Source organism: uncultured Methylophaga sp., from assembly GCF_947259025.1.
GTDB lineage: Bacteria > Pseudomonadota > Gammaproteobacteria > Nitrosococcales > Methylophagaceae > Methylophaga.
Genome location: NZ_CAMYKO010000002.1, coordinates 18,598 through 41,390 on the forward strand (window position 1 = coordinate 18,598; position 22,793 = coordinate 41,390).

The 22,793-nt window shown below is 54.5% G+C and carries 22 protein-coding genes; 21 read left to right on the forward strand and 1 reads right to left on the reverse strand.

Annotated elements, in window-relative coordinates:
* Positions 1–144: 144 nt before the first annotated feature.
* The 10 genes from Q0X64_RS01230 (at position 145) to Q0X64_RS01275 (ending at position 9,410) form a co-directional block, all read left to right on the forward strand.
* The gene (locus tag Q0X64_RS01230; protein ID WP_297807937.1) at positions 145–921 is read left to right on the forward strand and encodes a DUF3450 domain-containing protein; all 777 of its coding nucleotides are present in this window, start codon (positions 145–147) and stop codon (positions 919–921) included.
* Positions 918–2,273 (forward strand): MotA/TolQ/ExbB proton channel family protein, encoded by a 1,356-nt coding sequence (locus Q0X64_RS01235; protein WP_297807940.1) that lies wholly within the window; start codon positions 918–920, stop codon positions 2,271–2,273. The genes Q0X64_RS01230 and Q0X64_RS01235 overlap by 4 nt, the downstream gene beginning before the upstream one ends.
* Positions 2,257–2,781 (forward strand): MotA/TolQ/ExbB proton channel family protein, encoded by a 525-nt coding sequence (locus tag Q0X64_RS01240; protein ID WP_297807943.1) that lies wholly within the window; start codon positions 2,257–2,259, stop codon positions 2,779–2,781. The genes Q0X64_RS01235 and Q0X64_RS01240 overlap by 17 nt, the downstream gene beginning before the upstream one ends.
* Before the next feature lie 9 nt (positions 2,782–2,790).
* Positions 2,791–3,198: a biopolymer transporter ExbD gene (locus Q0X64_RS01245; protein WP_297807945.1), complete on the forward strand. Its 408-nt coding sequence runs from the start codon at positions 2,791–2,793 to the stop codon at positions 3,196–3,198.
* Between the two features lie 11 nt (positions 3,199–3,209).
* Positions 3,210–3,875 (forward strand): energy transducer TonB, encoded by a 666-nt coding sequence (locus Q0X64_RS01250; protein ID WP_297807948.1) that lies wholly within the window; start codon positions 3,210–3,212, stop codon positions 3,873–3,875.
* Positions 3,872–5,101: a tetratricopeptide repeat protein gene (locus Q0X64_RS01255; protein ID WP_297807951.1), complete on the forward strand. Its 1,230-nt coding sequence runs from the start codon at positions 3,872–3,874 to the stop codon at positions 5,099–5,101. Before Q0X64_RS01250 ends, Q0X64_RS01255 begins: the two co-directional genes overlap by 4 nt.
* Positions 5,085–5,660: a class II aldolase/adducin family protein gene (locus Q0X64_RS01260; RefSeq protein ID WP_297807952.1), complete on the forward strand. Its 576-nt coding sequence runs from the start codon at positions 5,085–5,087 to the stop codon at positions 5,658–5,660. Before Q0X64_RS01255 ends, Q0X64_RS01260 begins: the two co-directional genes overlap by 17 nt.
* Before the next feature lie 94 nt (positions 5,661–5,754).
* Entirely contained in the window at positions 5,755–7,890 is a 2,136-nt protein-coding gene (gene ovoA / locus Q0X64_RS01265) for a 5-histidylcysteine sulfoxide synthase (protein ID WP_297807955.1), read from the forward strand.
* Between the two features lie 7 nt (positions 7,891–7,897).
* Complete coding sequence (locus Q0X64_RS01270) at positions 7,898–9,067, forward strand: MalY/PatB family protein (protein ID WP_297807958.1); 1,170 nt, start codon at positions 7,898–7,900, stop codon at positions 9,065–9,067.
* 145 nt (positions 9,068–9,212) lie between these two features.
* Entirely contained in the window at positions 9,213–9,410 is a 198-nt protein-coding gene (locus tag Q0X64_RS01275; protein WP_297807961.1) for a winged helix-turn-helix domain-containing protein, read from the forward strand.
* Between the two features lie 6 nt (positions 9,411–9,416).
* On the opposite strand, the gene Q0X64_RS01280 is transcribed toward Q0X64_RS01275, so the two are convergent.
* Positions 9,417–9,995, reverse strand: coding sequence for a DUF3365 domain-containing protein (locus Q0X64_RS01280; protein WP_297807964.1), 579 nt, complete (start codon positions 9,993–9,995; stop codon positions 9,417–9,419).
* 198 nt (positions 9,996–10,193) lie between these two features.
* Here Q0X64_RS01280 and parE point away from each other — a divergent pair, with 198 nt between their 5' ends.
* The 11 genes from parE (at position 10,194) to Q0X64_RS01335 (ending at position 22,509) form a co-directional block, all read left to right on the forward strand.
* Complete coding sequence (gene parE / locus Q0X64_RS01285) at positions 10,194–12,095, forward strand: DNA topoisomerase IV subunit B (protein ID WP_297807967.1); 1,902 nt, start codon at positions 10,194–10,196, stop codon at positions 12,093–12,095.
* Positions 12,096–12,113: 18 nt separating this feature from the next.
* Positions 12,114–14,357 carry a DNA topoisomerase IV subunit A gene (gene parC, locus Q0X64_RS01290; RefSeq protein ID WP_297807969.1) on the forward strand — a complete coding sequence of 748 codons (2,244 nt, stop codon included), beginning with the start codon at positions 12,114–12,116 and terminating at the stop codon, positions 14,355–14,357.
* 79 nt (positions 14,358–14,436) lie between these two features.
* Positions 14,437–14,871: a DUF3305 domain-containing protein gene (locus Q0X64_RS01295; RefSeq protein ID WP_297807972.1), complete on the forward strand. Its 435-nt coding sequence runs from the start codon at positions 14,437–14,439 to the stop codon at positions 14,869–14,871.
* Positions 14,868–15,305, forward strand: a complete 438-nt coding sequence (locus Q0X64_RS01300; RefSeq protein WP_297807975.1) for a DUF3306 domain-containing protein — start codon at positions 14,868–14,870, stop codon at positions 15,303–15,305. The genes Q0X64_RS01295 and Q0X64_RS01300 overlap by 4 nt, the downstream gene beginning before the upstream one ends.
* Positions 15,277–16,848, forward strand: coding sequence for a 4Fe-4S binding protein (locus tag Q0X64_RS01305; protein ID WP_297807978.1), 1,572 nt, complete (start codon positions 15,277–15,279; stop codon positions 16,846–16,848). Before Q0X64_RS01300 ends, Q0X64_RS01305 begins: the two co-directional genes overlap by 29 nt.
* 8 nt (positions 16,849–16,856) lie before the next feature.
* The gene (locus Q0X64_RS01310) at positions 16,857–17,423 is read left to right on the forward strand and encodes a molecular chaperone TorD family protein (protein WP_297807981.1); all 567 of its coding nucleotides are present in this window, start codon (positions 16,857–16,859) and stop codon (positions 17,421–17,423) included.
* Between the two features lie 162 nt (positions 17,424–17,585).
* The gene (locus Q0X64_RS01315; RefSeq protein WP_297807983.1) at positions 17,586–17,792 is read left to right on the forward strand and encodes a Tat pathway signal protein; all 207 of its coding nucleotides are present in this window, start codon (positions 17,586–17,588) and stop codon (positions 17,790–17,792) included.
* Positions 17,793–17,810: 18 nt separating this feature from the next.
* Positions 17,811–20,702, forward strand: a complete 2,892-nt coding sequence (locus tag Q0X64_RS01320) for a formate dehydrogenase subunit alpha (protein WP_297807985.1) — start codon at positions 17,811–17,813, stop codon at positions 20,700–20,702.
* An 18-nt stretch (positions 20,703–20,720) separates the two neighbouring features.
* The gene (gene fdh3B / locus Q0X64_RS01325) at positions 20,721–21,305 is read left to right on the forward strand and encodes a formate dehydrogenase FDH3 subunit beta (protein ID WP_297807988.1); all 585 of its coding nucleotides are present in this window, start codon (positions 20,721–20,723) and stop codon (positions 21,303–21,305) included.
* Positions 21,306–21,308: 3 nt separating this feature from the next.
* Positions 21,309–21,488, forward strand: coding sequence for a hypothetical protein (locus tag Q0X64_RS01330; protein WP_297807992.1), 180 nt, complete (start codon positions 21,309–21,311; stop codon positions 21,486–21,488).
* Between the two features lie 10 nt (positions 21,489–21,498).
* Positions 21,499–22,509 (forward strand): formate dehydrogenase subunit gamma, encoded by a 1,011-nt coding sequence (locus Q0X64_RS01335; protein WP_297807995.1) that lies wholly within the window; start codon positions 21,499–21,501, stop codon positions 22,507–22,509.
* The last annotated feature ends 284 nt before the right edge of the window (positions 22,510–22,793 follow it).

Genomic DNA, 22,793 nt, shown 5'->3' on the forward strand with positions numbered 1-22,793 from the left:
GCTTTTTTTTGCCTGAAATCTGGCTACTTCCTCTCTAATTGCGAATCTTTATCATTTACGCCGCTGATCATCTCTTGTTAAGATAGCAAGCCTTAGCAAATTTTTGTCATGCCGGGACTCCGGCGAATATAGGACCTAAAGTCTATGCAGTTGAAGCAGATGATAAGACGGTACTGGCCGTTGGCGGTGATCACCGCGCTTCCCCTCGTGGCCACTGCCGGTGCCCTGGATGAAGCCATTGATACCCAGGTTGACACCGATGTGGCTGCCCAGCAGTCACAGGAAAAGATCGACAACCTGGCCGATGAAACCACCGATATGCTGGCCGAGTACCGTGATATTTTGCGCCAGACCCAGAGTCTGCGGGCCTATAACGATCAACTCGAGCAACTGGTCAGCTCGCAGCGCAGTGAGCTGGATTCAATCGACCGCCAACTCAATAATATTGAAACCACCCAGCGCGATATCGTGCCGCTGATGACCAAGATGATCGATGTACTGGAACAGTTTGTCGCGCTTGATATCCCCTTCCTGCAGCAGGAACGGAATAGCCGCATTGTTGCACTCAAAACGATGATGGGCCGGGCTGACGTCACCTTGTCAGAAAAATACCGCCGCATTATGGAGGCCTATCAGGTTGAGACTGAATATGGCCGCACTATTGAAGCTTACCAGGCCGATCTGAGTCAGGGCGGTGATAACCGCACCGTCGATTTTCTCCGTATTGGCCGCGTCAGTCTCTATTATCTGACGCTGGATGGCCGGGAGGCTGGTGTCTGGGATGCTGAAAGTCAAAGCTGGCAGCAGCTCTCTGATGAGTATCTACAGCCGGTGGCAGATGGCCTCAAGGTGGCGCGTAAACAACTACCGCCCGATCTGCTGACCCTGCCGGTTAAAAAAACATCAGGAGGTGAACAATGAAAACCTTAACCTCGCTGATGTTAATGCTCAGCCTCAGCCTGCCGCTGATGGCCGTTGACAAACCCGCCAACCTGGATGAACTGCTGGATCAGGTCAAGCGTGAACGGGTGTTGGAGCAGCAACAGAACAAAATGCGTGAAGCCGAGTTTGTCGAAGCTCACGATCAACAGGCACAACTGCTTCAGCAAGCCCGTGAACAACTGGCCAACGAAGAACAGCGCAGTACCCGCCTCAATGAGACTTTCACCGAGCAGGAGCAGACCCTGGCAGAGCAGCAAAGCCTGCTGGATGAACGCTCCGGGTCGCTCGGTGAACTGTTTGGCACGGTCAGACAGGTGGCCAACGATAGTCGCGGTACGCTGGAAAGCTCAATGACTTCAGTACAGAAGACCGAACGACTGGGTTTTTTGAATAAACTGAGCGATAGCAAACAACAACCCACCATCGACGAATTGCGCCAGTTGTGGCTGACCCTGCAGGAAGAGATGACCGCATCCGGTAAGGTTGAAGAATTTGAAGCACCGGTGATTACCGTCAGCGGTGAAGTGGCACAACAGCCGGTCACTCGTATTGGTGTTTTCACCGCCTTCAGTGATGGCAAATTCCTGCGCTATCTGTCCGAGACCGGCAATCTGGTCGAACTGGCTCGCCAGCCGGTGGACAGACTGCAGAATCTGGCACGTGATTTTGAACAGGCGGGGGCCGGTGAACTGCTACCCACCGTCATCGATCCTACCCGTGGTGCGATTATGGCGCTGCTGGTGCAAACACCGACAGTGAAAGAGCGCATTGCGCAGGGTGGCTGGATTGGCTACATCATTCTGGTGCTGGGGGCGGTAGGCTTATTGGTGGCCTTGCTGCAATTCCTGTCTTTACTGCGTGCCGGTCGCGGCGTCGCTAAGCAGCAGAAACAGGATGAACCCAGTCAGAAAAACCCGCTGGGTCGCATCCTGTCAGTTTACAACGCCAAACTGGCGGAAGATGTGGAAACCCTGCAGCTCAAGCTGGATGAAGCCATCCTGCGTGAAATGCCCAAGCTTGAACGCGGTCTGATTACACTGGCGATTCTGGCAGCGATTGCACCGATGCTGGGCCTGCTGGGCACCGTCTCGGGCATGATTGAAACCTTCCAGTCGATCACCCTGTTCGGAACCGGTGATCCGAAGCTGATGTCCGGCGGTATTTCACAGGCGCTGGTGACGACAGAGCTGGGGCTGGCGGTGGCTATTCCACTGCTGCTGATCCACAGCGGTCTGTCCAGTAAGTCTAATCGCCTGATCCAGATCCTGGATGAGGAAAGTGCCGCCATTGTTGCCCGTAACGCAGAAAAGCACCATGGAAACACTGACTGACGGTCTTTTCCGAATTCAATTGCTGATGGAGAGCGGCGGCTTCGTGCTGTGGCTGATCCTGCTGGCTTCGATCATGATGTGGTCGCTGATCATTGAACGCTATCTTTTTGTTTATGTTCAGCACCCGCGTCAGGTCCGCAAACTGATCGATGAGTGGCATCAGCGACGTGACCGCACCAGTTGGTATGCCCATCAGATCCGTCAGGGCATGATCGCAGAAAGCCGGGTGTCGCTGTCGCGCTACCTGATGCTGATCAAGACCCTGACCGTGGCCCTGCCGATGCTGGGGCTGCTGGGCACCGTCAATGGCATGATTCAGACTTTCGATGTCATGACCGTATTTGGCACTGGTAATACCCGCGGCATGGCCGGGGGGATTTCGGTGGCATTGATTACCACCATGGGCGGCTTGTTGACGGCTTTATCGGGCCTGTATTTCAGCACCCAACTGAGCCAGCGGGTGTCACGGGAAGTGGATAACGTGGCCGACGCACTGCGCAGAGACTAGGAATTAGAGATGAGAACGCGACATTCACGCCGACAAAGCGGTGGTATTGCAGATATCAACATGACGCCATTGATCGATATGGTGTTCATTCTGCTGATCTTTTTCATCGTCACCACCTCCTTTGTCAAGGAAACCGGGGTTGATGTAAACCGGCCCACGGCCAAGACTGCGGTCAAGAAAGAACGGGCCAATATTCTGATTTCCATCCGCGCCAATGACGAAATCTGGATGGACAAACGCCAGATTGATCGCCGAGCCGTGCGCGCCAATGTTGAGCGCATGCATGCCGAAAACCCGGAAGGCTCGGTCATTATTCTGGCCGATGAAGAAGCCAAGACTGGTCTGCTGATTGAAGTCATGGACCAGGCGCGGTTGGCCGGCGTGGCCAATGTGTCGATCGCGGCTGAGCGGGAATAACGGCAACGGCTATGAGATTGACGATAGGGATCATTCTGGCGCTGCTGGTCAACTTCGGCCTGTTTATGCTGATGCAGCACATGACCAGCAATAAAGAAGTCGACAAGCAGGTCATCGAAGAGGTGCGCCTGCTTGACTTTGTGCGGGTCAAACGCGAGGAAGCCCAGCCGGAAACCAAAAAACGGCAAATGCCTAAAAAGCCGCCACCACCGGATGAGCCACCGCCACCGCCGGAAACCCCAGCGCCTCAGACACCGAAACCGGATGCACCCACCCCCAAAATGGATGTGCCCAATGTTGATGTGCCGATGGATATTACCGGTGGTCCCTACCTGGGTGACTTTGCCAAAGCGCCGGCGCCAGCCCCGGCACCGGCGCCTGCGCCAGTGGAAGGGCCGATTATTGATAATGAAGTGGTGCCTTTGGTGCGCATTCCGCCCAAGTATCCGCGGGTTGCTGCAAGGCGTGGTATCGAGGGCATCGTTACCGTGCGCTTTATCATTACCAAAGACGGCACGGTCAGGGACGCCCAGGTCATCGAAGCCAAGCCGTCCAATGTATTCAATGATGAGGCCATTGAAGCTGTACTTAAATGGAAGTTCAAGCCGAAACTGGTTGAAGGTCAGCCAGTCGAAAGACAAGCGACCCAGGATATCGAGTTTAAACTGTCACGATGAAAATAACGCTGCTACCTCTTTTTCTGTTGGTATTGAATCTGGGCCTGCTGCCGTCGGTACAGGCGCAGGACAGTGAATACCTGCTGACCGAGAAAACCTACAACGCGCTCAACGAAGCCCAGGAAATGATGGCCAATGAGCAGTATCGCCAGGCTGGGCAGCGGCTGACCCAATTGCTGGGACAGACCGATGAGGGCAGTTATGACCGGGCGGTGGTGCAGCAGACTATCGGTTATCTGTACTCAGAACAGCAGCAGTACGACAAGGCCGCTGCAGCATTTGAAAAAGCGCTCGATGCCGATGCCCTGCCTGAAGATGTCACACACAATCTGCGTTACAACCTGGCGCAGATCCTGATTGCAGATGGTCAGTACCAACGCGGTATCGGCCTGATGGAAAGCTGGCTGGCCAATGAAGCCAAGCCGCAAAACAGCGTTTATGTGCTGCTGGCCAGTGCCTACTACCGCCTGGATAACCACAGCAAGGTCATCGAGTATATCCGCACGGCTATTAAAAACGATCCCGATCCCAAGGAAGACTGGTACCGGATGCAACTGTCGGCGCATATGTCTCTGCGTCAGTACAAGTCGGCCATCAATGTGCTGGAAATTCTGATTCCGCGCTATCCGCACCGCAAGGTCTACTGGGATCAACTGGCAGCGCTATATCAGGAACAGGATAAGGAATTCACCTCGCTGGCCGTACGGATGCTGGCTGACCGTCTGGATCTGGGCGATGCCGAAACCCTGGTCAATCTAGCCGATATGTACCGTTATCTGCGTGTGCCCTACAAATCCGGCAAGTTACTGCAAAAAGCCATGGATGACGGCGTCATTCGCAGTGATTTCAAACACCTGCAGAAACTTGCCGATAGCTGGATGGCAGCCCGGGAGCAGGAACTGGCTGCTCAGACGCTGAACCGCATGTTGTCAATGGACAGCAGCGGTGAGACGCATCTGAGGCTGGGGCAGGTCTACGTCAGCATGGAACAGTGGCAGCAGGCCATTGAAGTGCTGAACCAGGCTGTGCAGAGATTAGAGGGCGGCCAGCAAGGCCGGGCTCATCTGCTAATGGGCACCAGTCATTTTTACCTGGATCAACTGGAACAGGCCAAAGCGGCGTTCGGCCGTGCCATTGCTTACGAGGACCTGAGCAGCCAGGCTGGTCAGTGGTTACGGCATATTGAAGACCTGCTGGAGAGGCAAAGCGATGAAGAGGCTGCCTGATCTGCAGCAGTTGAAGCAGGATCTGGTGCAGCACTATCAATGGCTGCGCCAATATGGTTGCAATGACTCGCACAGTGGCAATGCTTCTTTTCGCTGGCATGACGAAGTTTGGGTGACGCCCACCGGTTGTTGTGCTGACACGCTGAGCGTTGATGATCTGGTTCGCTGCCATATCAGCGGCGATAGCGAAGCCGGTGCCTCGCTCGATGCGCCTTTGCATATCGAGGTCTATCGCCACAACCCGGAGGCGCGGGCGATATTCCACAGTCACGGCCCGCATGCCGTGGCCTTGACGCTCAATGGTGAGGATTTTGTCCCGGTCGATTTTGAAGGCCAGTATTATTTCCCGTTTGTGCCGGTTATCAGCATTCCCTATGATGATTATGTGAGCCGTTCACCACGCGCTGTGGCCGAACAACTGGCGACACACAAAGTTGCTGTGGTCCGTGGTCACGGTGTCTATGCCTGTGCAGAAAGCATCAATCTGGCGTATAAATGGAGCTGTTCGCTGGAATTATCTGCCAAAACCGCCTGGCTGGCGAAGCAGATAGGTCCTTAAATTAGACAGGGCCATCTTTTCGCAACAATTTCACGCTTGAATAGTCAGTAATATTCCACCGAAACAACACTCGCCTTTTGTGATGGAGTACCGAATGACTGCTGATAGCACGCTCAAAAAAGCACTCACTGAAAATATTCATCTGCGCACGCCGTTGCTGGATGGCAGAGATGCGGCTGCCAAACGCCAGCAGATCGCGGATTATTTCAACTTTACTTATGAGCGCTACGAGTCGCTGTTTGAAACTCTCAGATCGGATGAGGCGTTTTATCAGAAGTCGATTCCGCTGCGTCACCCGCTGATCTTCTATTACGGCCATACCGCCACATTCTTCGTCAATAAAATGCTGCTGGCCGGGCTGATTGATAAACGCATCAACCCGAAGTTCGAATCGATGTTTGCTGTCGGTGTCGATGAAATGAGCTGGGATGATCTGGATGAGGCGCATTACGACTGGCCGCCGGTGGCGGAGGTCACGGCCTATCGCCAGCAGGTCAAGGCGATGATCAACAAAATTATCCATAAAGCACCGTTGAAACTGCCGATTGACTGGGATAACCCCTGGTGGGCAATCCTAATGGGGATTGAGCATGAGCAGATTCATCTGGAAACCTCATCGGTGTTGATCCGCCAACAGCAACTGGACTTGGTCAAACCCCACCCGGACTGGCGTCCGTGCAGCGAATATGGTGATGCGCCGGAAAACAGTCTGGTTGAGATTCCCGCAGGCCAGGTCAAGATCGGCAAGACCTTTGATGACCGCATCTACGGCTGGGACAATGAATACGGTGAACATGAAGCGGAGATTGATGATTTCCAGGCTTCACGCCTTTTGGTCAGCAACGGTGAATTCTTGCAGTTTGTGGAAGCGGGGGGCTATGACCATGATGCTTACTGGGAAGAAGAAGGGCTGGCCTGGCGTCAGTTCACCAAAGCCCAACATCCTACTTTCTGGCACAAGGACAAACAGGGCTGGCAGTTACGATTGATGACTGAGCTGGTGGCTATGCCCTGGAATTGGCCGGTGGATGTCAACTATCACGAAGCCAAGGCATTTTGTCACTGGAAAGCTGAACAAACCGGACAGCCGGTGCGCATGCCTAGCGAGGATGAGTGGTACCGAATCTATGATCATGCCGGCATTGAGGAACTGGGCGAACAGCAGGCGCCAGCTAATATTCATCTGGATTACGCTGCTTCATCCTGTCCGGTCGATCAGTTTGCTCATGGCGATTTATACGACGTTGTGGGCAATGTCTGGCAGTGGACAGAAACCCCGACCTATCCGTTTGATGGCTTCAAGGTGCACCCTATTTACGATGATTTCACCACGCCCACCTTTGATGGTCAGCATAACCTGATTAAGGGTGGTTCATGGATTTCCTGCGGTAACGAAAGCCGCCGGGCATCGCGCTATGCTTTCCGCCGCCATTTCTTCCAGCATGCCGGTTTTCGTTATGTTGTTTCGGACGCCGAGGTGGAGCAGCACAGCTCCAATTATGAAACCGACAGCATGCTGTCGCAGTATGCCGAGTTTCATTATGGCGAAACCTATTTTGATGTGCCCAACTTCCCGAGAACGCTGGCAGAGCTGGCGGTTGAGGTGATGGGCGACCAGCCCAAAACTAAAGCCCTGGATCTGGGGTGCGCGGTTGGCCGTGCCAGCTTTGAACTGGCCCGGCATTTTGACCAAGTCACTGGTATTGATTTCTCGGCGCGCCTGATTAATCTTGGCGTACAAATGGCCCAGGAAGGCGTGATTCGCTACACCATTACCGATGAAGGTGATCTGGTGCATTATGAGGAGCGCCGACTCGACCAACTGGGGCTGGCCGAAGTGGCCAACAAAGTTGAGTTTCTGCAGGGCGATGCCTGTAACCTCAAATCCTTGTTCCGTGGCTATGATCTGATCCTGGCTGCTAACCTTATCGACAGGCTTTACAACCCGGCCCAGTTCCTGCGCAGCGTGCATGAGCGCATCAACCAGGGCGGTATTCTGATGCTGGCCTCACCCTATACCTGGCTGGAAGAACACACTGACAAGGAAGACTGGCTGGGCGGTTTCAAAAAAGACGGTGAGAGCTTCACCACGCTGGATGGCCTGAAGGCGATTCTCGAATCCCATTTCGAACTGGTTCGTGGTCCGGAGTCAGTGCCGTTTGTGATCCGTGAGACCAGCCGCAAATTCCAGCATACCCTGTCCGAGGTCACTGTCTGGAAGCGCAGGTAAGCACGGGATGAGTTTCGATTTTGACCAAGCCGTTGATCGCAGCGGTTCATCCAGTGTGAAGTTTGATGCCCGCAAGGCTTACTTTGGACGCGAAGATGTGATGCCAATGTGGGTGGCAGATATGGATTTCGCTGCGCCGGCCGAGGTGAGCGAGGCACTGGTGGCACGGGCCAGGCACCCGGTATATGGTTATACGCTCTATCCCGACAGTCTTTACCAGTCACTGATTGACTGGTGTGACAGACGCTATAACTGGTCGCTTAAGCGCAATCAGATCATGATGTGCCCGGGGGTTGTGCCATCGATTCATGCTGCAATCCAGGGCGTGACGCAGCCCGGTGACAAAGTGATTGTGCAACCCCCGGTCTATTTCCCGTTTTTCAGCGCCGTGACCAAAACCGGAAGGGAGTTGGTATTAAATCCGCTCAAGCTGGAAAACGGCCATTACTCGATGGATCTGAACCATCTGGAAGACTGCGCCCGCCAGGGTGCCAAAATGCTGCTGTTGTGTTCACCGCACAATCCGGTCGGCCGGGTCTGGCGCCGCCAGGAACTGGAAGCTTTGCTGTCGCTGGCCGAACGTTACCAGATGACCATTATTTCCGACGAGATTCATGCGGATTTGATTTATCCGGGCGAAACGCATTTACCACTGGCTGATTTGAGCGATTCGGTGAATGTGCTGACCACGGTTGCGCCCAGCAAGACTTTCAATATTCCCGGGTTGGGTCTGTCTGCGCTGGTGGTGCCTGACAAAGCCGATAGAAAGGCAATCAAACAGGTTTTTGATAGCTGGCATGTCAGTGCCGCTAACCCGTTCAGCATCAGTGCTTTCGAAGCGGCCTACAATTATGGTGAAGCCTGGCTAGATGCACTGATGCAATACCTGCAGCAAAGCCGCGATGAGGCGGCACAGTTTATCGACGAGGCGCTGCCTGATATCAAGCTGATCCAGCCGCAGGGTACCTACCTGTTATGGCTGGATTGTCGGCAGATGGGGCTGGATAATCCGACCTTGAGACAATTTTTTATTGAACAGGCCGGGGTGGGCATGAATCCAGGCTATGTGTTTGGCGACAATGGCAGCGGTTTTATGCGGCTTAATATAGGCACCCCGCGTGCCCGCGTTGAGCGGGCATTGCAGAAAATCGCCGTGGTCATGCCTGTCAGTCGCTGAATGGGTGCATCCGGGCAGCATCATGCTCTGTAATAGTGCGCTATACTGTCATTTCATTGCAAAAAACGGTCACTAACATGGGGAGAGAATTGGCATAAAGATTGCCGATTATTCATGGAACACACCCCATTCCAAGGAGATAACAATGACCGATCCCATTGGCCCGGCTGCGGGTAAAATCTGGCATTACCTGCAACAGAACGGTACGGCCTCAGCCAGCCGCATTGGCAAGGATACTGAGCTGGACAGCAAAGTCTTGCAGCGTGCCATCGGATGGCTGGCCAAAGAAGAAAAGCTCAGCTTTGAGAATAAAGGCCGCAATGAACTGATCAGCCTGAAATAAAAGACTTTACTGGTCCTCGACTTCACGGCTGACAGTGAAGGCACCACGGATGTCGCCCAGTTTGAAGCCAGTCGCCATATCTTCCGGATAATACTGATCGATCATCGCCTGCACCGGCTCAGCAATTTTGCTGCCGTGACAGGACAAGCAGAGCTTGTCGGTGGGTATGGCTTTCATCATGCGTCGGTTGCTGCCCAGTTCAGTCTCAACTTTCTCACTGAAAGTCAGTTTCTGTATCGCCTCGCCACCGTTGAGCCGGTTCTGAAACTGTTGCAAAACACTGGTTTCCCAGACATCGGCTTCATTGGCAGGGTTTCGAACACGGAGGCTGGTGCGGCCGATTTCCATCCCGTACTTTTTCGACATTTCGGCGGCAATGGTGGGTGCCACCAGATTACACACGGCTATCGACTCAATCGGGCCGCCATCTTTCATGGCTTCCATCAAGGCATTTTTAAGGCTGCTGGCAAATTCCTTGATGGCGACAGCAGCCTGCTGTTCAAACTCTTGTTGTGCATCGTTGTTCGCCTGCAGGCTGAGCGGAACAGACAAAAGCAAGGTCAGCAGGGTGGGTAAGACTCGCATTGCAGCATCCTCGACTTGAAAAATGTTCAGCCTGCTTCAGTTTGCAGACTGTCAATGATTGGACAACGGCAAATCCACATTATCATCCGCCACCGCCACTGGGAAGAGCGACGGGGCACTGACAGATAGTTGCCAGTTGTGTGTTAGGCTTTGATGCTGATAATCTTCGTGACAATAATTCAACTTGATTTGTAAACGATGACAAATATTTACGATGCTTCGGCCATTGAAGTCCTGACAGGACTGGAACCTGTCCGTAAAAGACCGGGCATGTACACCGACACCACGCGTCCCAACCATCTGGCCCAGGAAGTCATCGATAATAGTGTTGACGAGGCGATTGCTGGTCATGCCCGCCAGGTTCAGGTGGTGCTCCACAAGGATCAGTCGCTGGAAGTCAGTGATGATGGCCGTGGCATGCCGGTGGATATTCATCCGGAGCAGGGCGTGCCGGGGGTCGAAGTCATTCTGACCCGATTACATGCGGGCGGGAAGTTTTCCAATAAAAACTACAAGTATTCCGGCGGCCTGCATGGCGTTGGTGTGTCGGTCGTTAACGCCTTGTCATCTAGGCTGGAAGTGAAAATCAAACGTAATGCCACCGAATACAGCATTGCCTTTGAACAGGGCGCTCTGAAAGAATCACTTAACGAAATCGGCACGGTGGGTAAACGCAATACCGGCACCAATGTGCGTTTCTGGCCGGAAGCCGAGTTTTTCGATACCGCCAAATTCTCAGTGGCCCGCCTGCGCCATGTGCTGCGTGCCAAAGCGGTACTTTGCCCGGGCTTGGTGGTCACCTTTACCGACTTATCGGGCAAGGAAAAAGTCGAAGATCGCTGGTGCTATGAAGACGGACTCAAGTCCTACCTCGCATCGGCCATGACTGACGAGCCCTGCGTACCCGCCACCCCGTTTATCGGCAGCATCGCCGAAGATGATGAAGAAGTCGACTGGGCAATGATGTGGCAGTTGGAACCCGGCGAAGTGCTGGCAGAGAGTTATGTCAATCTGATCCCGACCGCCCAGGGTGGTACTCATGTGAACGGTTTACGCAGCGGCGTTCTGGATGCTTTGCGTGAATTCTGCGAGTTCCGCAACTTGCTGCCGCGCGGCGTGAAGCTGACCCCGGAAGATGTCTGGGAGCGTTGCTGCTATGTGCTGTCGGTCAAGCTGGAAGATCCGCAGTTCTCTGGCCAGACCAAGGAACGCCTGTCCTCACGCCAGTGCGCCGGCTTGGTCTCGGGCGTGGTCAAGGATGCCTTCAGTCTCTGGCTCAACCATCATATTGAAGACGGTGAAAAGATTGCCGAACTCGCTATCAGTAACGCCCAGTCACGCCTGAAACAGGCCAAGAAGGTGGTGCGAAAACGCGTACAGTCGGGGCCGGCTTTGCCCGGTAAATTAGCTGACTGCACCTCGCAGGAACCGACCCGCACCGAACTGTTTCTGGTAGAAGGTGATTCTGCTGGCGGTAGTGCCAAACAGGGCCGCGACCGTGAGTTCCAGGCGATTATGCCGCTGCGGGGCAAGATCTTGAATACTTGGGAAGTCGAACCTACCCAGGTATTGGCCTCACAGGAAGTGCACGATATTGCGGTGGCGATTGGGGTTGACCCCGGCTCCAGTGATTTAAGCGGTCTGCGCTATGGCAAAATCTGCATTCTGGCGGATGCTGACTCGGATGGCGCTCATATTGCCACGCTCTTGTGTGCCTTATTTGTGCGTCACTTCCCGGCGCTGGTGTCAGCCGGCCATATCTGTGTGGCGATGCCACCCTTGTACCGGGTTGATGTCGGCAAGCAGGTGTTTTATGCGCTGGATGACGAGGAACGCGAGATCATCCTCGAGCGTATCGAACGTGAAAAAATTAAAGGCAAGGTCAGCACCCAGCGTTTCAAGGGCCTCGGTGAAATGAACCCGATGCAGCTGCGTGAGACCACGATGGCACCGGACACGCGGCGACTGGTTCGGCTCACCACCAGTGCCGAAGACGACACCATGATGATCCTGGACAAGTTGCTGGCCAAGAAACGCGCCAGCGACCGTAAAGCCTGGCTGGAACAACACGGGGATCTGGCTGATGTGGCCGCCCTTTAAGCAACAACAGAGAAACTTATGACTGCCATTGTCGATGATTTGGAACAACTGCCGCTAAGCGACTTTACCGAGAAGGCATATCTGGATTATTCGATGTATGTCATTCTCGATCGCGCCCTGCCGCATATCGGCGACGGTCTGAAACCGGTTCAGCGCCGCATTATCTATGCGATGTCAGAACTGGGCCTGAGCGCCCTGTCCAAGCATAAGAAATCGGCCCGTACCGTCGGTGATGTCCTGGGTAAATACCATCCGCATGGCGACTCGGCCTGTTATGAAGCCATGGTGCTGATGGCGCAGCCATTCTCTTACCGTTACACGCTGATTGATGGTCAGGGTAACTGGGGCTCGATTGACGATCCCAAGTCCTTCGCCGCCATGCGCTATACCGAGGCGCGTCTGGCCCCTTACGCCCAGGTTTTGCTGAGCGAACTGGGGCAGGGCACCGCCGACTGGGTGCCGAACTTTGATGGCACCATGGAAGAACCTTCCCTGCTGCCAGCGCGCTTGCCCAATCTGCTGTTAAACGGCACTACCGGGATTGCGGTGGGCATGGCCACCGATATTCCGCCGCATAATCTGCGTGAAGTGGTGGCAGCCAGCCTCAAATTGCTCAAGTCCTCACGCACCACGCTGGATGATCTGCTGGAGGATATTCAGGGCCCGGATTTCCCCACCGGTGCTGAAATCGTCTCCAGCCAGAGCGAAATCCGCAAGATTTACGAAACCGGTCACGGCTCAATCAAACAACGTGCGTCCTACAGCAAAGTCGATGGTGAGATCATCATTGATGCGCTGCCTTACCAGGTGTCGGGTGCCAAGATCCTGGAACAGATCGCTGCCCAGATGCAGGCCAAGAAACTGCCGATGGTCGCCGATTTACGTGACGAATCCGATCATGAGCACCTGGTCAGACTGGTGATTGTGCCGCGCTCCAACCGGGTTGATATCGAAGGCCTGATGTCGCACCTCTTTGCCACTACCGATCTGGAACGCGGTCACCGCGTCAACATGAACATGATTGGCATGGACGGTCGGCCGCAGGTCAAAAACCTGCGTGATATGCTGCAGGAATGGCTGCAGTACCGTATCGAAACCGTCCGCCGCCGACTGCAGTACCGGCTGGATAAAGTCCTCGACCGCATGCATGTGCTGAAAGGCCTGCTGATTGCCTACCTCAATATTGATGAGGTCATTGCCATCATCCGCAACGAGGACGAGCCCAAGCAGGTGATGAAGGAACGTTTCGGTATCACCGACCGTCAGGCTGAAGCCATTCTGGAACTGCGCTTGCGGCATTTGGCTAAGCTGGAAGAGATGAAGATCCGCGGTGAAATGGATGAACTCACCAAGGAACGCAAGCAACTGGAACTGCTGCTGGGCTCCGAGACCCGGTTGAAAACGCTGATCCGTAAAGAGCTGACTGCCGATGCCGAGAAATATGGCGATGATCGCCGCTCGCATATCGTTGAGCGCCAGGCAGCCAGGGCTATGGATGCTACCGAACTGTTGCCCACCGAGCCGCTGACTATCGTCTTGTCGGAAAGTGGCTGGGTGAGGGCGGCCAAGGGGCATGATGTCGATCCGGTGTCTTTGAACTATCGCACCGGTGACCGCTACTTTACCTCGGTCAAGGCGCGCAGTAATCAACAGATTGTGTTCCTCGACGAGACCGGCCGCAGTTACTCGCTGTCGGCGCATAGTCTGCCATCAGCGCGCGGCCAGGGTGAGCCCCTGAGCGGTCGACTACAGTCAGCAGCGGAAGTGCGTTTTGTCGCGGTGATGGCGGTCGATAATCCTGACAAACCGGTGTTGCTAACTAATACTGCCGGTTACGGTTTTGTCACCACGCTGGAGAACCTGCTGGCCAAGAACAAGGCCGGTAAGGCGGTATTTAATCTGCCTGATGGCGCTAAAATTCTGCCACCATTGTTACTGGATAAGCCCGAACAGGACCAGGTCGCAGTCGCCTCCGGTGATGGCCGTTTGCTGGTGTTCCCGGTTAGCGACATTCCGCCGCTCAACAAAGGCAAGGGCGTGCGTCTGATTAATATTCCGCAGGCCCGCTTCAGTGGCGGTCAGGAATGGCTTCAATCGGTGATTATTGTGCCCGAAGGCCACAGTCTGACCCTGCATGCCGGCCGTCGTCATCTGACCCTGAAACCGGCTGACCTGACGCATTATGCGGGTGAACGTGGCAAGCGCGGTCACAAGCTGCCACGCGGTTTGCAGAAGGTGAGCGGGGTCGAGGTCGCTGACTGACAGCAAAAAACTTTCGCTTGGCCCCATCAGTCGAAATAACATGCAGGCATTTCCCTCAGATCGGTTTACGGTAAGCGCTGTGTTGCTGCGAAAACCCAGCAGCCATCGTTGGCTCAAGGCATCTTGGCAGTTACTGGGCTTTGTACCGGGGCTGGAACAGGATGAGTTGCAGCGGGCTGCAGCGCAGGGCGAATTAATCTATCTCACCGATCTGGAGTTCAGGCTGCATAAAGAATTCTGCGATGCCTATTATCACAACCTGATGTCACCACAGCCCAAGGGCTATCTAATCTGCAGTGAAGAAGGCGAAAACCTGGCGCCAATGCGGGCGACCGTCGATTTTGACGAAGCCGCTTCCTTTATGGAAACCGATGAAGTGGTTTTCGATGCGCCGCTGGCCGATGCTTTATGCGTCTGGCTGGAGCACTTCGTTGTTGCCTACTACAAACCGGCGCCGCCCAAGAAACGCAAACGCCGTAAATGGCATGATGCGGAGAAGGGGGACGCAAAATGACCCAGGAACAAGATGGCTTTCTGTCACGCTGGTCCAGGCGCAAGCTGGATGCCGACGAGGCCGAGCAGCAAGCTGAAGAAACCAGGCCGGAGCAGGACGCGGCGCCCGACATCAGCGAGCCGGAGGCTGCTTCCCAGGCTGAGGAAAAACCGATCTGGCAGCGTGATGATGTCGATGCCGACACCAAAAAGGCTGCACTGAGAAAGCTGTTTCATAAACCGGAATTCAATCTGCGTGACGGTCTGAATGAGTACGATGATGACTTCACCCAGTTTGCCGGTCTGGGCAGTGTGGTGACTCACGAAATGAAACGTATGCTGAAACTGGCCGAGGAAAATACCCGCCCCTCAGAACAAACACCGGCCAAAGAGGCGAAGACCGAACAGGACAACAGCCAGAGCAACCGTGACAAAGAGGATAACGATCTTGCTTAATGCCGTGTTACAAGCCGGACAGATTGATATTGAACCGGAAGAGCCCATTGTCTTCGAGTCCCGGGGGCGTTGCCTGTTGATTGGCCCGGCTGTTGTGCTGAACAGCATTGTGCCGCGTCTGTCTGAGCTCACTCTGTATTGCCTGGCCAGTGATGATGAGACGCTGGAGCTTGATGCATCGGTCACCGTCATCAAACAGCCGCTTAAGTCCTTGTCCGGTTGGCTGGGGGCTTTTAAAGCCCAATTCGGCGAACATGAGTTAACGCTGGATCTGGTGCTGGATTTAAGCGAGTCGCCGTTTATCAGCAGCAAGGTGGCGCCGCTGGGTTACTTTGCCCCCGGTGACAATCAACAGGCCCTGGCTGAAGCCCTGCAGCAACTGCCGGATTTGGTGGGCGAGTTTGATAAACCGCGCTTTTTCAATTACCAGGCTGATATCTGCGCCCACAGCCGCCGCGGTGTTCAAGCCTGCAGCAACTGTATTGATGCCTGCCCGGCTGAAGCTATCAGCAGCGGCGATGATTTAATCAACGTCAACCCCAACCTGTGTCAGGGCTGCGGCAGTTGTACCGTGGTGTGCCCGTCGGGGGCTATCAGCTATGCCTTGCCGACACTGGATAAAAGTATCGACCGGCTGCGGCAGATGCTGGATCGTTATGCAGAACTTCACAGCGGTCCAGTGCAGTTGCTGATCCATGATGAAACCAGCGGCCAGGAACGCCTGGAAGCCTATGACTATCCGTTTGCCGATGATGTCGTGCCATTTTCGATCGAGGAAATTGGCGCTCTGGGCCAGCCGTTCTGGCTGACCGCATTGGCCTATGGCGTCGCCCGCATCGTGATCTGGGATTCTGGCAGCCATGATGATCATGACTGGCAGGAATTACAGGCCAGTATCAAGGAAACCAACAGCATGGTAGCCGAACTGGGCCTGGGGTCGCAGCGGCTGCAGTTTCTCCAAAGCCGTGATATCAATAGCCTGAAACAGGTCTTTGCTCAAGCAGATGATGTGATGGCTGTCACGCCAGCCCGCTTTGCCGGGGTCGATGATAAACGCCGTATGACCACGATGGCTTTGACTCATCTGCACCAACAAGCCCCACAGCAGCCCGAAAAGATGGCGCTGGATCAATCTGCCGCTTTTGGTGAAATCGAGGTGGATAAGCAGGCCTGCACCCTGTGCATGTCCTGCGTCTCGGTGTGTCCGGTGGGAGCGGTGATTGACGGCGTGGATCAGCCGCAGCTCAACTTTATTGAGGATATCTGTGTACAGTGCGGCATGTGCGAGACCGCCTGTCCCGAAGATGCCATCAATCTCCAGCCGCGTTATCTGTTTGATCGCAATCAGGCCCGGCAGAAACGGCTGCTACATGAAGAGCCGATCTTCCACTGCATCAGCTGCAATAAACCGTTTGCGACCCAGAAAATGATCGATACCATGATTGGCAAACTGGCCGATCACCCGATGTTCCAGGACGGTAAGCTGGATACCCTGAAAATGTGCGAGGATTGCCGAGTCAAGGCAATGTTCAAAAACGCCTAGGAAGCAACATGACTGAACAGGAACAGTGGCGGGCGCAGGTATACGCCTTGCTGGCAACATTATTGTCGGCGCCGCCGGAACAGGCTTTGCTGGACAATATCAGCCAACTACAGGTGACCGAGCCGGATTCATCGCTGGGCCAGGCCTGGCAGCAATTGAAGCAGGCCGCGGCTGAGGCAGAGATTGCTGCCGTCAACCAGGAATATCATGCCCTGTTTATCGGCCTGACACAGGGGGAACTGGTGCCCTACGGATCCTATTACCAGACCGGCTTTCTAAACGAGGAACCGCTGGCTGAACTAAGACAGGATCTGGGCCTGCTGGGGCTGGAACGCCAGCAGGATAAAAGAGAACCAGAAGACCATATTGCTGCCGAATTAGATGTGATGCGTTTGATCCTGACTGCGCAGGGTACGCCGGTGGTGGATGCCAAAACATTCTTCAGCCGACATATTTCGCCCTGGGCACAGCGGTTTTTCAGTGATCTGGAAAAGGCTGGCAGTGCAAACTTCTACCGGGGCGTAGCCGGATTGGGGCAGGCTTTCATCCACAGCGAGACGCAGCAGTTCAAATAAGCAAAAAACAACATATTTTATCGATAAACCCTTGATAGACCTGCATAGCTGCGCGATACTCTGAGTTAACACTATAAAAACATTAATGCGGGCTCGAAAGCGCCGCCATAATGACTAATTGGGGCTCACCCCAGTAAATTAACTCGGTTTTTCGGAGGCGATATGAATTCGCAACATTCCCGCTCGCGTCGGGACTTTATCTCCAAATTTACTGCTGTTGTCAGCGGCGGCGCTGCTCTGGCTACCACCTCCGGCATGGTGCAGGCAGCTCCGGAGCCTGATCCGGCGCCCGTGGCCGAAAAACCTGCGTCCAAGGGTTATCAACGCACAGAACATGTTGATACCTATTATCGCCTCGCCGATTTCTAACCCCGCTGAGTTGCTGCCATGAAACTGACCAAACGCTCTGCTACGTCCGTTAACAGCGATGGCGTTAATCGCCGCGCCTTCCTCAGAGGCTCCGGTATCGCAGCCGGTGGCGCCGCTTTTATGTCGATGTTACCGCCGGCGATGATGCAAAAGGCCGATGCCGCCGAGGGCAAACGCCATAGTTACGATGAAGGCGAAATCACTACCAAACGCAGTGTTTGCACTCACTGTAGTGTCGGCTGTGGTGTCGTTGCCGAAGTACAAAACGGCGTCTGGATTGGTCAGGAACCCAGTTTTGAGCATCCCTTCAACCTCGGTTCGCACTGCGCTAAAGGCGCCTCGGTGCGTGAGCACGGCCATGGCGATAAACGGCTTAAATACCCGCTGAAAAAAGTTGCCGGCCAATGGCAGCGTATTTCCTGGGAACAGGCGATTGAAGAGATCGGCGACCAGATGCTGTCGATCCGCGAAGAATCCGGTCCTGACTCCGTCTACTGGCTGGGCAGTGCCAAGTATTCCAATGAACAGGCATATCTGTTCCGAAAATTTGCTTCGCTGTGGGGCACCAACAATGTCGACCATCAGGCGCGGATCTGTCACTCGACCACCGTTGCCGGGGTAGCCAATACCTGGGGCTACGGGGCGATGACCAACTCCTACAACGATATTCATAATTCCAAGGCGATCTTCATTATCGGTGCCAATCCGGCCGAGGCGCATCCGGTATCGCTGCAGCATATCTTCCGCGGTAAAGAGCGCGGCGCACCGCTGATTGTGGTGGACCCGCGGATGACCCGCACCGCGGCGCATGCTGATCAGTTTATCCGTATCCGTCCCGGTACTGATGTACCGTTTGTCTGGGGCATGCTCTGGCATATCTTTGAAAACGGCTGGGAAGATAAGGAATTTATCCGCCAGCGGGTGTACGGCATGGACGAAATCCGCAAGGAAGTCGCCAAATGGACGCCATCCGAAGTGGAACGCGTCACCGGTGCCAAGGAAGAAGCCGTTTATCAGGCGGCTAAAACCATGGCCGAGCATCGTCCTGGCACCTTTGTCTGGTGCATGGGCGGTACCCAGCACACCATTGGTAACAACAACACCCGTGCCTACTGCGTATTCCAGCTGGCACTCGGCAACATGGGCGTTTCCGGCGGTGGTACCAATATCTTCCGCGGTCATGACAATGTGCAGGGGGCGACTGACCTGGGTGTGTTGTCACACACTTTACCCGGCTACTATGGCCTCACCGAAGGCGCCTGGCAACACTGGGCCAGGGTCTGGGATATCGATTTTGACTGGCTGAAAAACCAGTTTGACCAGAAAGTGCATGAGCCTGAGGCCGGTATGGGCGAAGAGGGCCCGACAGCACCCGGCCAGTCACCGATGTATACTAACGGTATTCCGGTTTCACGCTGGATAGACGGGGTGCTGGAAGACAAAGAAAACATTGCGCAGAACGAAATTATCCGTGCCATGGTATTGTGGGGGCACGCGCCCAACAGCCAGACCCGCGGCCCGGAAATGAAAGCAGCCATGGAAAAGCTGGATATGTTGGTTATTGTCGATCCGTATCCAACGGTATCGGCGGTAATGAATGACCGTACCGACGGGGTTTACTTACTACCTGCCGCTACCCAGTTTGAAACTTACGGTTCAGTGACTTCATCCAACCGTTCGGTTCAGTGGCGTGAGCAGATTATCGATCCCCTGTTCGAGTCTCTGCCCGATCACACCATCATCTACAAGTTTGCCAAGAAATTCGGCTTTGCCGACAAGCTGTGCAAACACATTGCGGTCAATGGTGAAGAGCCGCTGGTGGAGGATATCACCCGCGAATTCAACCGTGGTATGTGGACGGTTGGCTACACCGGTCAGTCACCGGAGCGGATGAAACTGCAGCAGCAAAATCTGCATACCTTTGATAAAACCACCTTACGTGCCCAGGGTGGGCCTTGTGATGGCGAGTATTACGGTCTGCCGTGGCCTTGCTGGGGTACACCGGAAATGAAACACCCGGGCAGCCCGATTTTGTATGACACCTCGGTGCCGGTGAAAGAGGGCGGTCTGCCATTCCGCGCCCGTTTCGGTGTTGAGCGCGATGGTGTCAACCTGCTGGCTGAAGACTCATTCACCAAAGACTCTGATATCGAGGATGGTTATCCTGAGTTCACCGCCGATATGCTGAAAGAACTCGGCTGGTGGAATGATTTAACGCCGGCAGAACAACAGGCTGCCGAAGGTAAAAACTGGAAAACCGACTTGTCCGGCGGTATCCAGCGGGTGGTGATCAACCACGGCTGTGCACCTTACGGTAATGCCAAGGCCCGCGCGATTGTCTGGCAGTTCCCGGATCCGGTGCCGATTCACCGTGAGGCGCTTTACACCAACCGCTATGACCTGGTGAAAGAATTCCCGACCTATGAGGATCGCCGTAGTTTCTATCGTCTGCCAACCCGTTACGGTTCGATCCAGGCCAAGGATTTCAGCCAGGACTTCCCGCTGCTGATGACCAGCGGCCGCCTGGTGGAATATGAAGGTGGCGGTGATGAAACCCGCTCCAACCCCTGGCTGGCGGAACTGCAGCAGGATATGTTCATTGAGATGCATCCTGCCGATGCCAATAACGTCGGCGTCACGCACCAGGATATGGTCTGGGTGGATGGCCCCGAAGGCGGTTCCATCAAGGTCATGGCGTTTGTCACTGAGCGGGTCAGCCGTGGTGAAGTATTTATGCCCTTCCACTTTGGTGGCCATTACCAGGGGCAGGATTTGCGGGATAAATATCCGGAAGGCACCGATCCGCATGTGCTGGGTGAGTCCTGTAACGTTGTGTTCACCTACGGCTACGATTCCGTGACCATGATGCAGGAGACCAAAGTGTCGCTGTGTCGGGTCAGAGCAGCTTAAGACTGAAGAGGTTTAATCATGGCTCGAATGAAGTTTTTATGTGATGCCGAACGTTGTATCGAATGCAACGCCTGTGTCACAGCCTGTAAAAACGAGCATGAAGTGCCCTGGGGGGTAAACCGTCGCCGGGTGGTGACCATCGACGACGGCTTGCAGGAAGAAAAGTCCATTTCAGTGGCTTGTATGCATTGTACTGATGCGCCCTGTCAGGCGGTTTGTCCGGTGGATTGTTTCTACACCACCGAAGACGGCCTGGTGCTGCATGACAAAGATATCTGCATCGGTTGTGGTTACTGCTTCTACGCCTGTCCGTTCGGCGCACCGCAATATCCACAAGAAGGCGCTTTTGGTGCCCGCGGAAAAATGGATAAATGCACTTTCTGCGCTGGTGGCCCGGAAGAGGATAATTCCCAGGAAGAACTGAATAAATACGGTCGCAACCGCCTTGCCGAGGGGAAGTTGCCGCTGTGTGCCGAAATGTGTTCCACCAAGGCCCTACTCGCCGGTGATGGTGATATTGTCGCTGATCTTTTCCGCAGCCGGGTCGTGCGCCGGGGCGGGCGTCCTGACAACTGGGGCTGGGGAACAGCCTACAAGGCCTGAGCCATGAGATTGTTACTGACTGTTTTCTTATTTTTGGGGCTGACAGCCTGTTACGAAGACACAGATGTCACGCTGCACGAGCCGGGTGTCTACAAAGGCAGCGAGGATGAGCACGCGATGTCGGCTGAAGAGCGGGCTGATATTCTGGCAAAACGATTCAATCAGGTTCAAACCGATCGCTAGCGGAGGCGCAATGGCAGGGGCAGGCGCATTGAATAAACGCAAGAAATTGATGCTCTGGACCAGCGTGCTGATGCTGCTGGCCATTTTTGTATTGCCAATGAGTGGTTATCTGTTCACTGCCACCCAGGCCGAACAGCAGGCTGAAGCCACCAATCCGCGGTCTGACACCTGGCGTCAGGTTAGGCAGGGCAATGAAGGATATACCGCGGTTCAGGGACGGGAAACGAATGAACTGATCCAGGGCAGTGGTGAAACCTGGCGCCAGGTGCGCAACGGGCCGCTGGCGACCTATGGCAGCTGGTTACTGGGCTTTATATTACTGGCCATCCTCACATTTTATATTGCCCGTGGCCGGGTTGAACTGACGCATCCTCGCACCGGTGAAACCGTCGAGCGCTGGACCCTCAATGAGCGTCGTCTGCACTGGACCACGGCGATTCTGTTTATCGTTCTGGGTATCACCGGCCTCAGTTTGCTGTACGGCCGTCATGTCCTGATTCCGCTGATGGGCTATCCCGGTTTTTCTGTTTATGCTGCCGGCGCCAAGTGGCTGCACAACATTCTGGGCCCGGTATTCATGATCGCTTTGTTCACCATTCTGGTGAAGTTTTTCAGACATAACTTTATCAACAAGGTGGACATCGAGTGGTTCAAGGCTTTCGGTGGCATGGTGGGTGATAAGCACCCCTCAGCCGGCCGCATGAATGGCGGCGAAAAAGTCTGGTACTGGACGCTGGCCACCGCCGGTGTGGCTCTGTGTCTGTCCGGGCTGGTGCTGGATTTCCCCAACTTTGATCAGGAACGCGAAGTGATCCAACTGGCCCACGTCATCCACCTGGTGACGGCGCTGGTGTTGCTGGCATTCTCTTTCGGCCACATCTACATCGGCACTATCGGCACTGAAGGTGCACTGGAAGGAATGACCAGCGGGCAGGTGGATGTGACCTGGGCCCGGCAACATCACGATCTGTGGCTGGAAGAAAAACAACAAGCCGAGCGGCAAAATCAGCAAAAAGACTAAATTTGCGCAAAATGACATAAATGACTAGTGTTCACGGCCAAATATGTCGTCACTGTGCCACTTATTTTGCTAGATAAATCAGTTTTTTGCCGCGAACCCGGCAGAACTACCACTTTTTAGTAGTATCAATGACTTACAAAATCCACTAGTTTTTGAATATGCACAAGAAAGGTGCTTTAACAGCTTTATGCATGAAATAGGTGCACCGTTGCCACTGAACAAAGCATTGAAAATGCACCAAAAAAAGGCAAATGGTTGTTTTAAAATAAGTTATAGGGCATAGA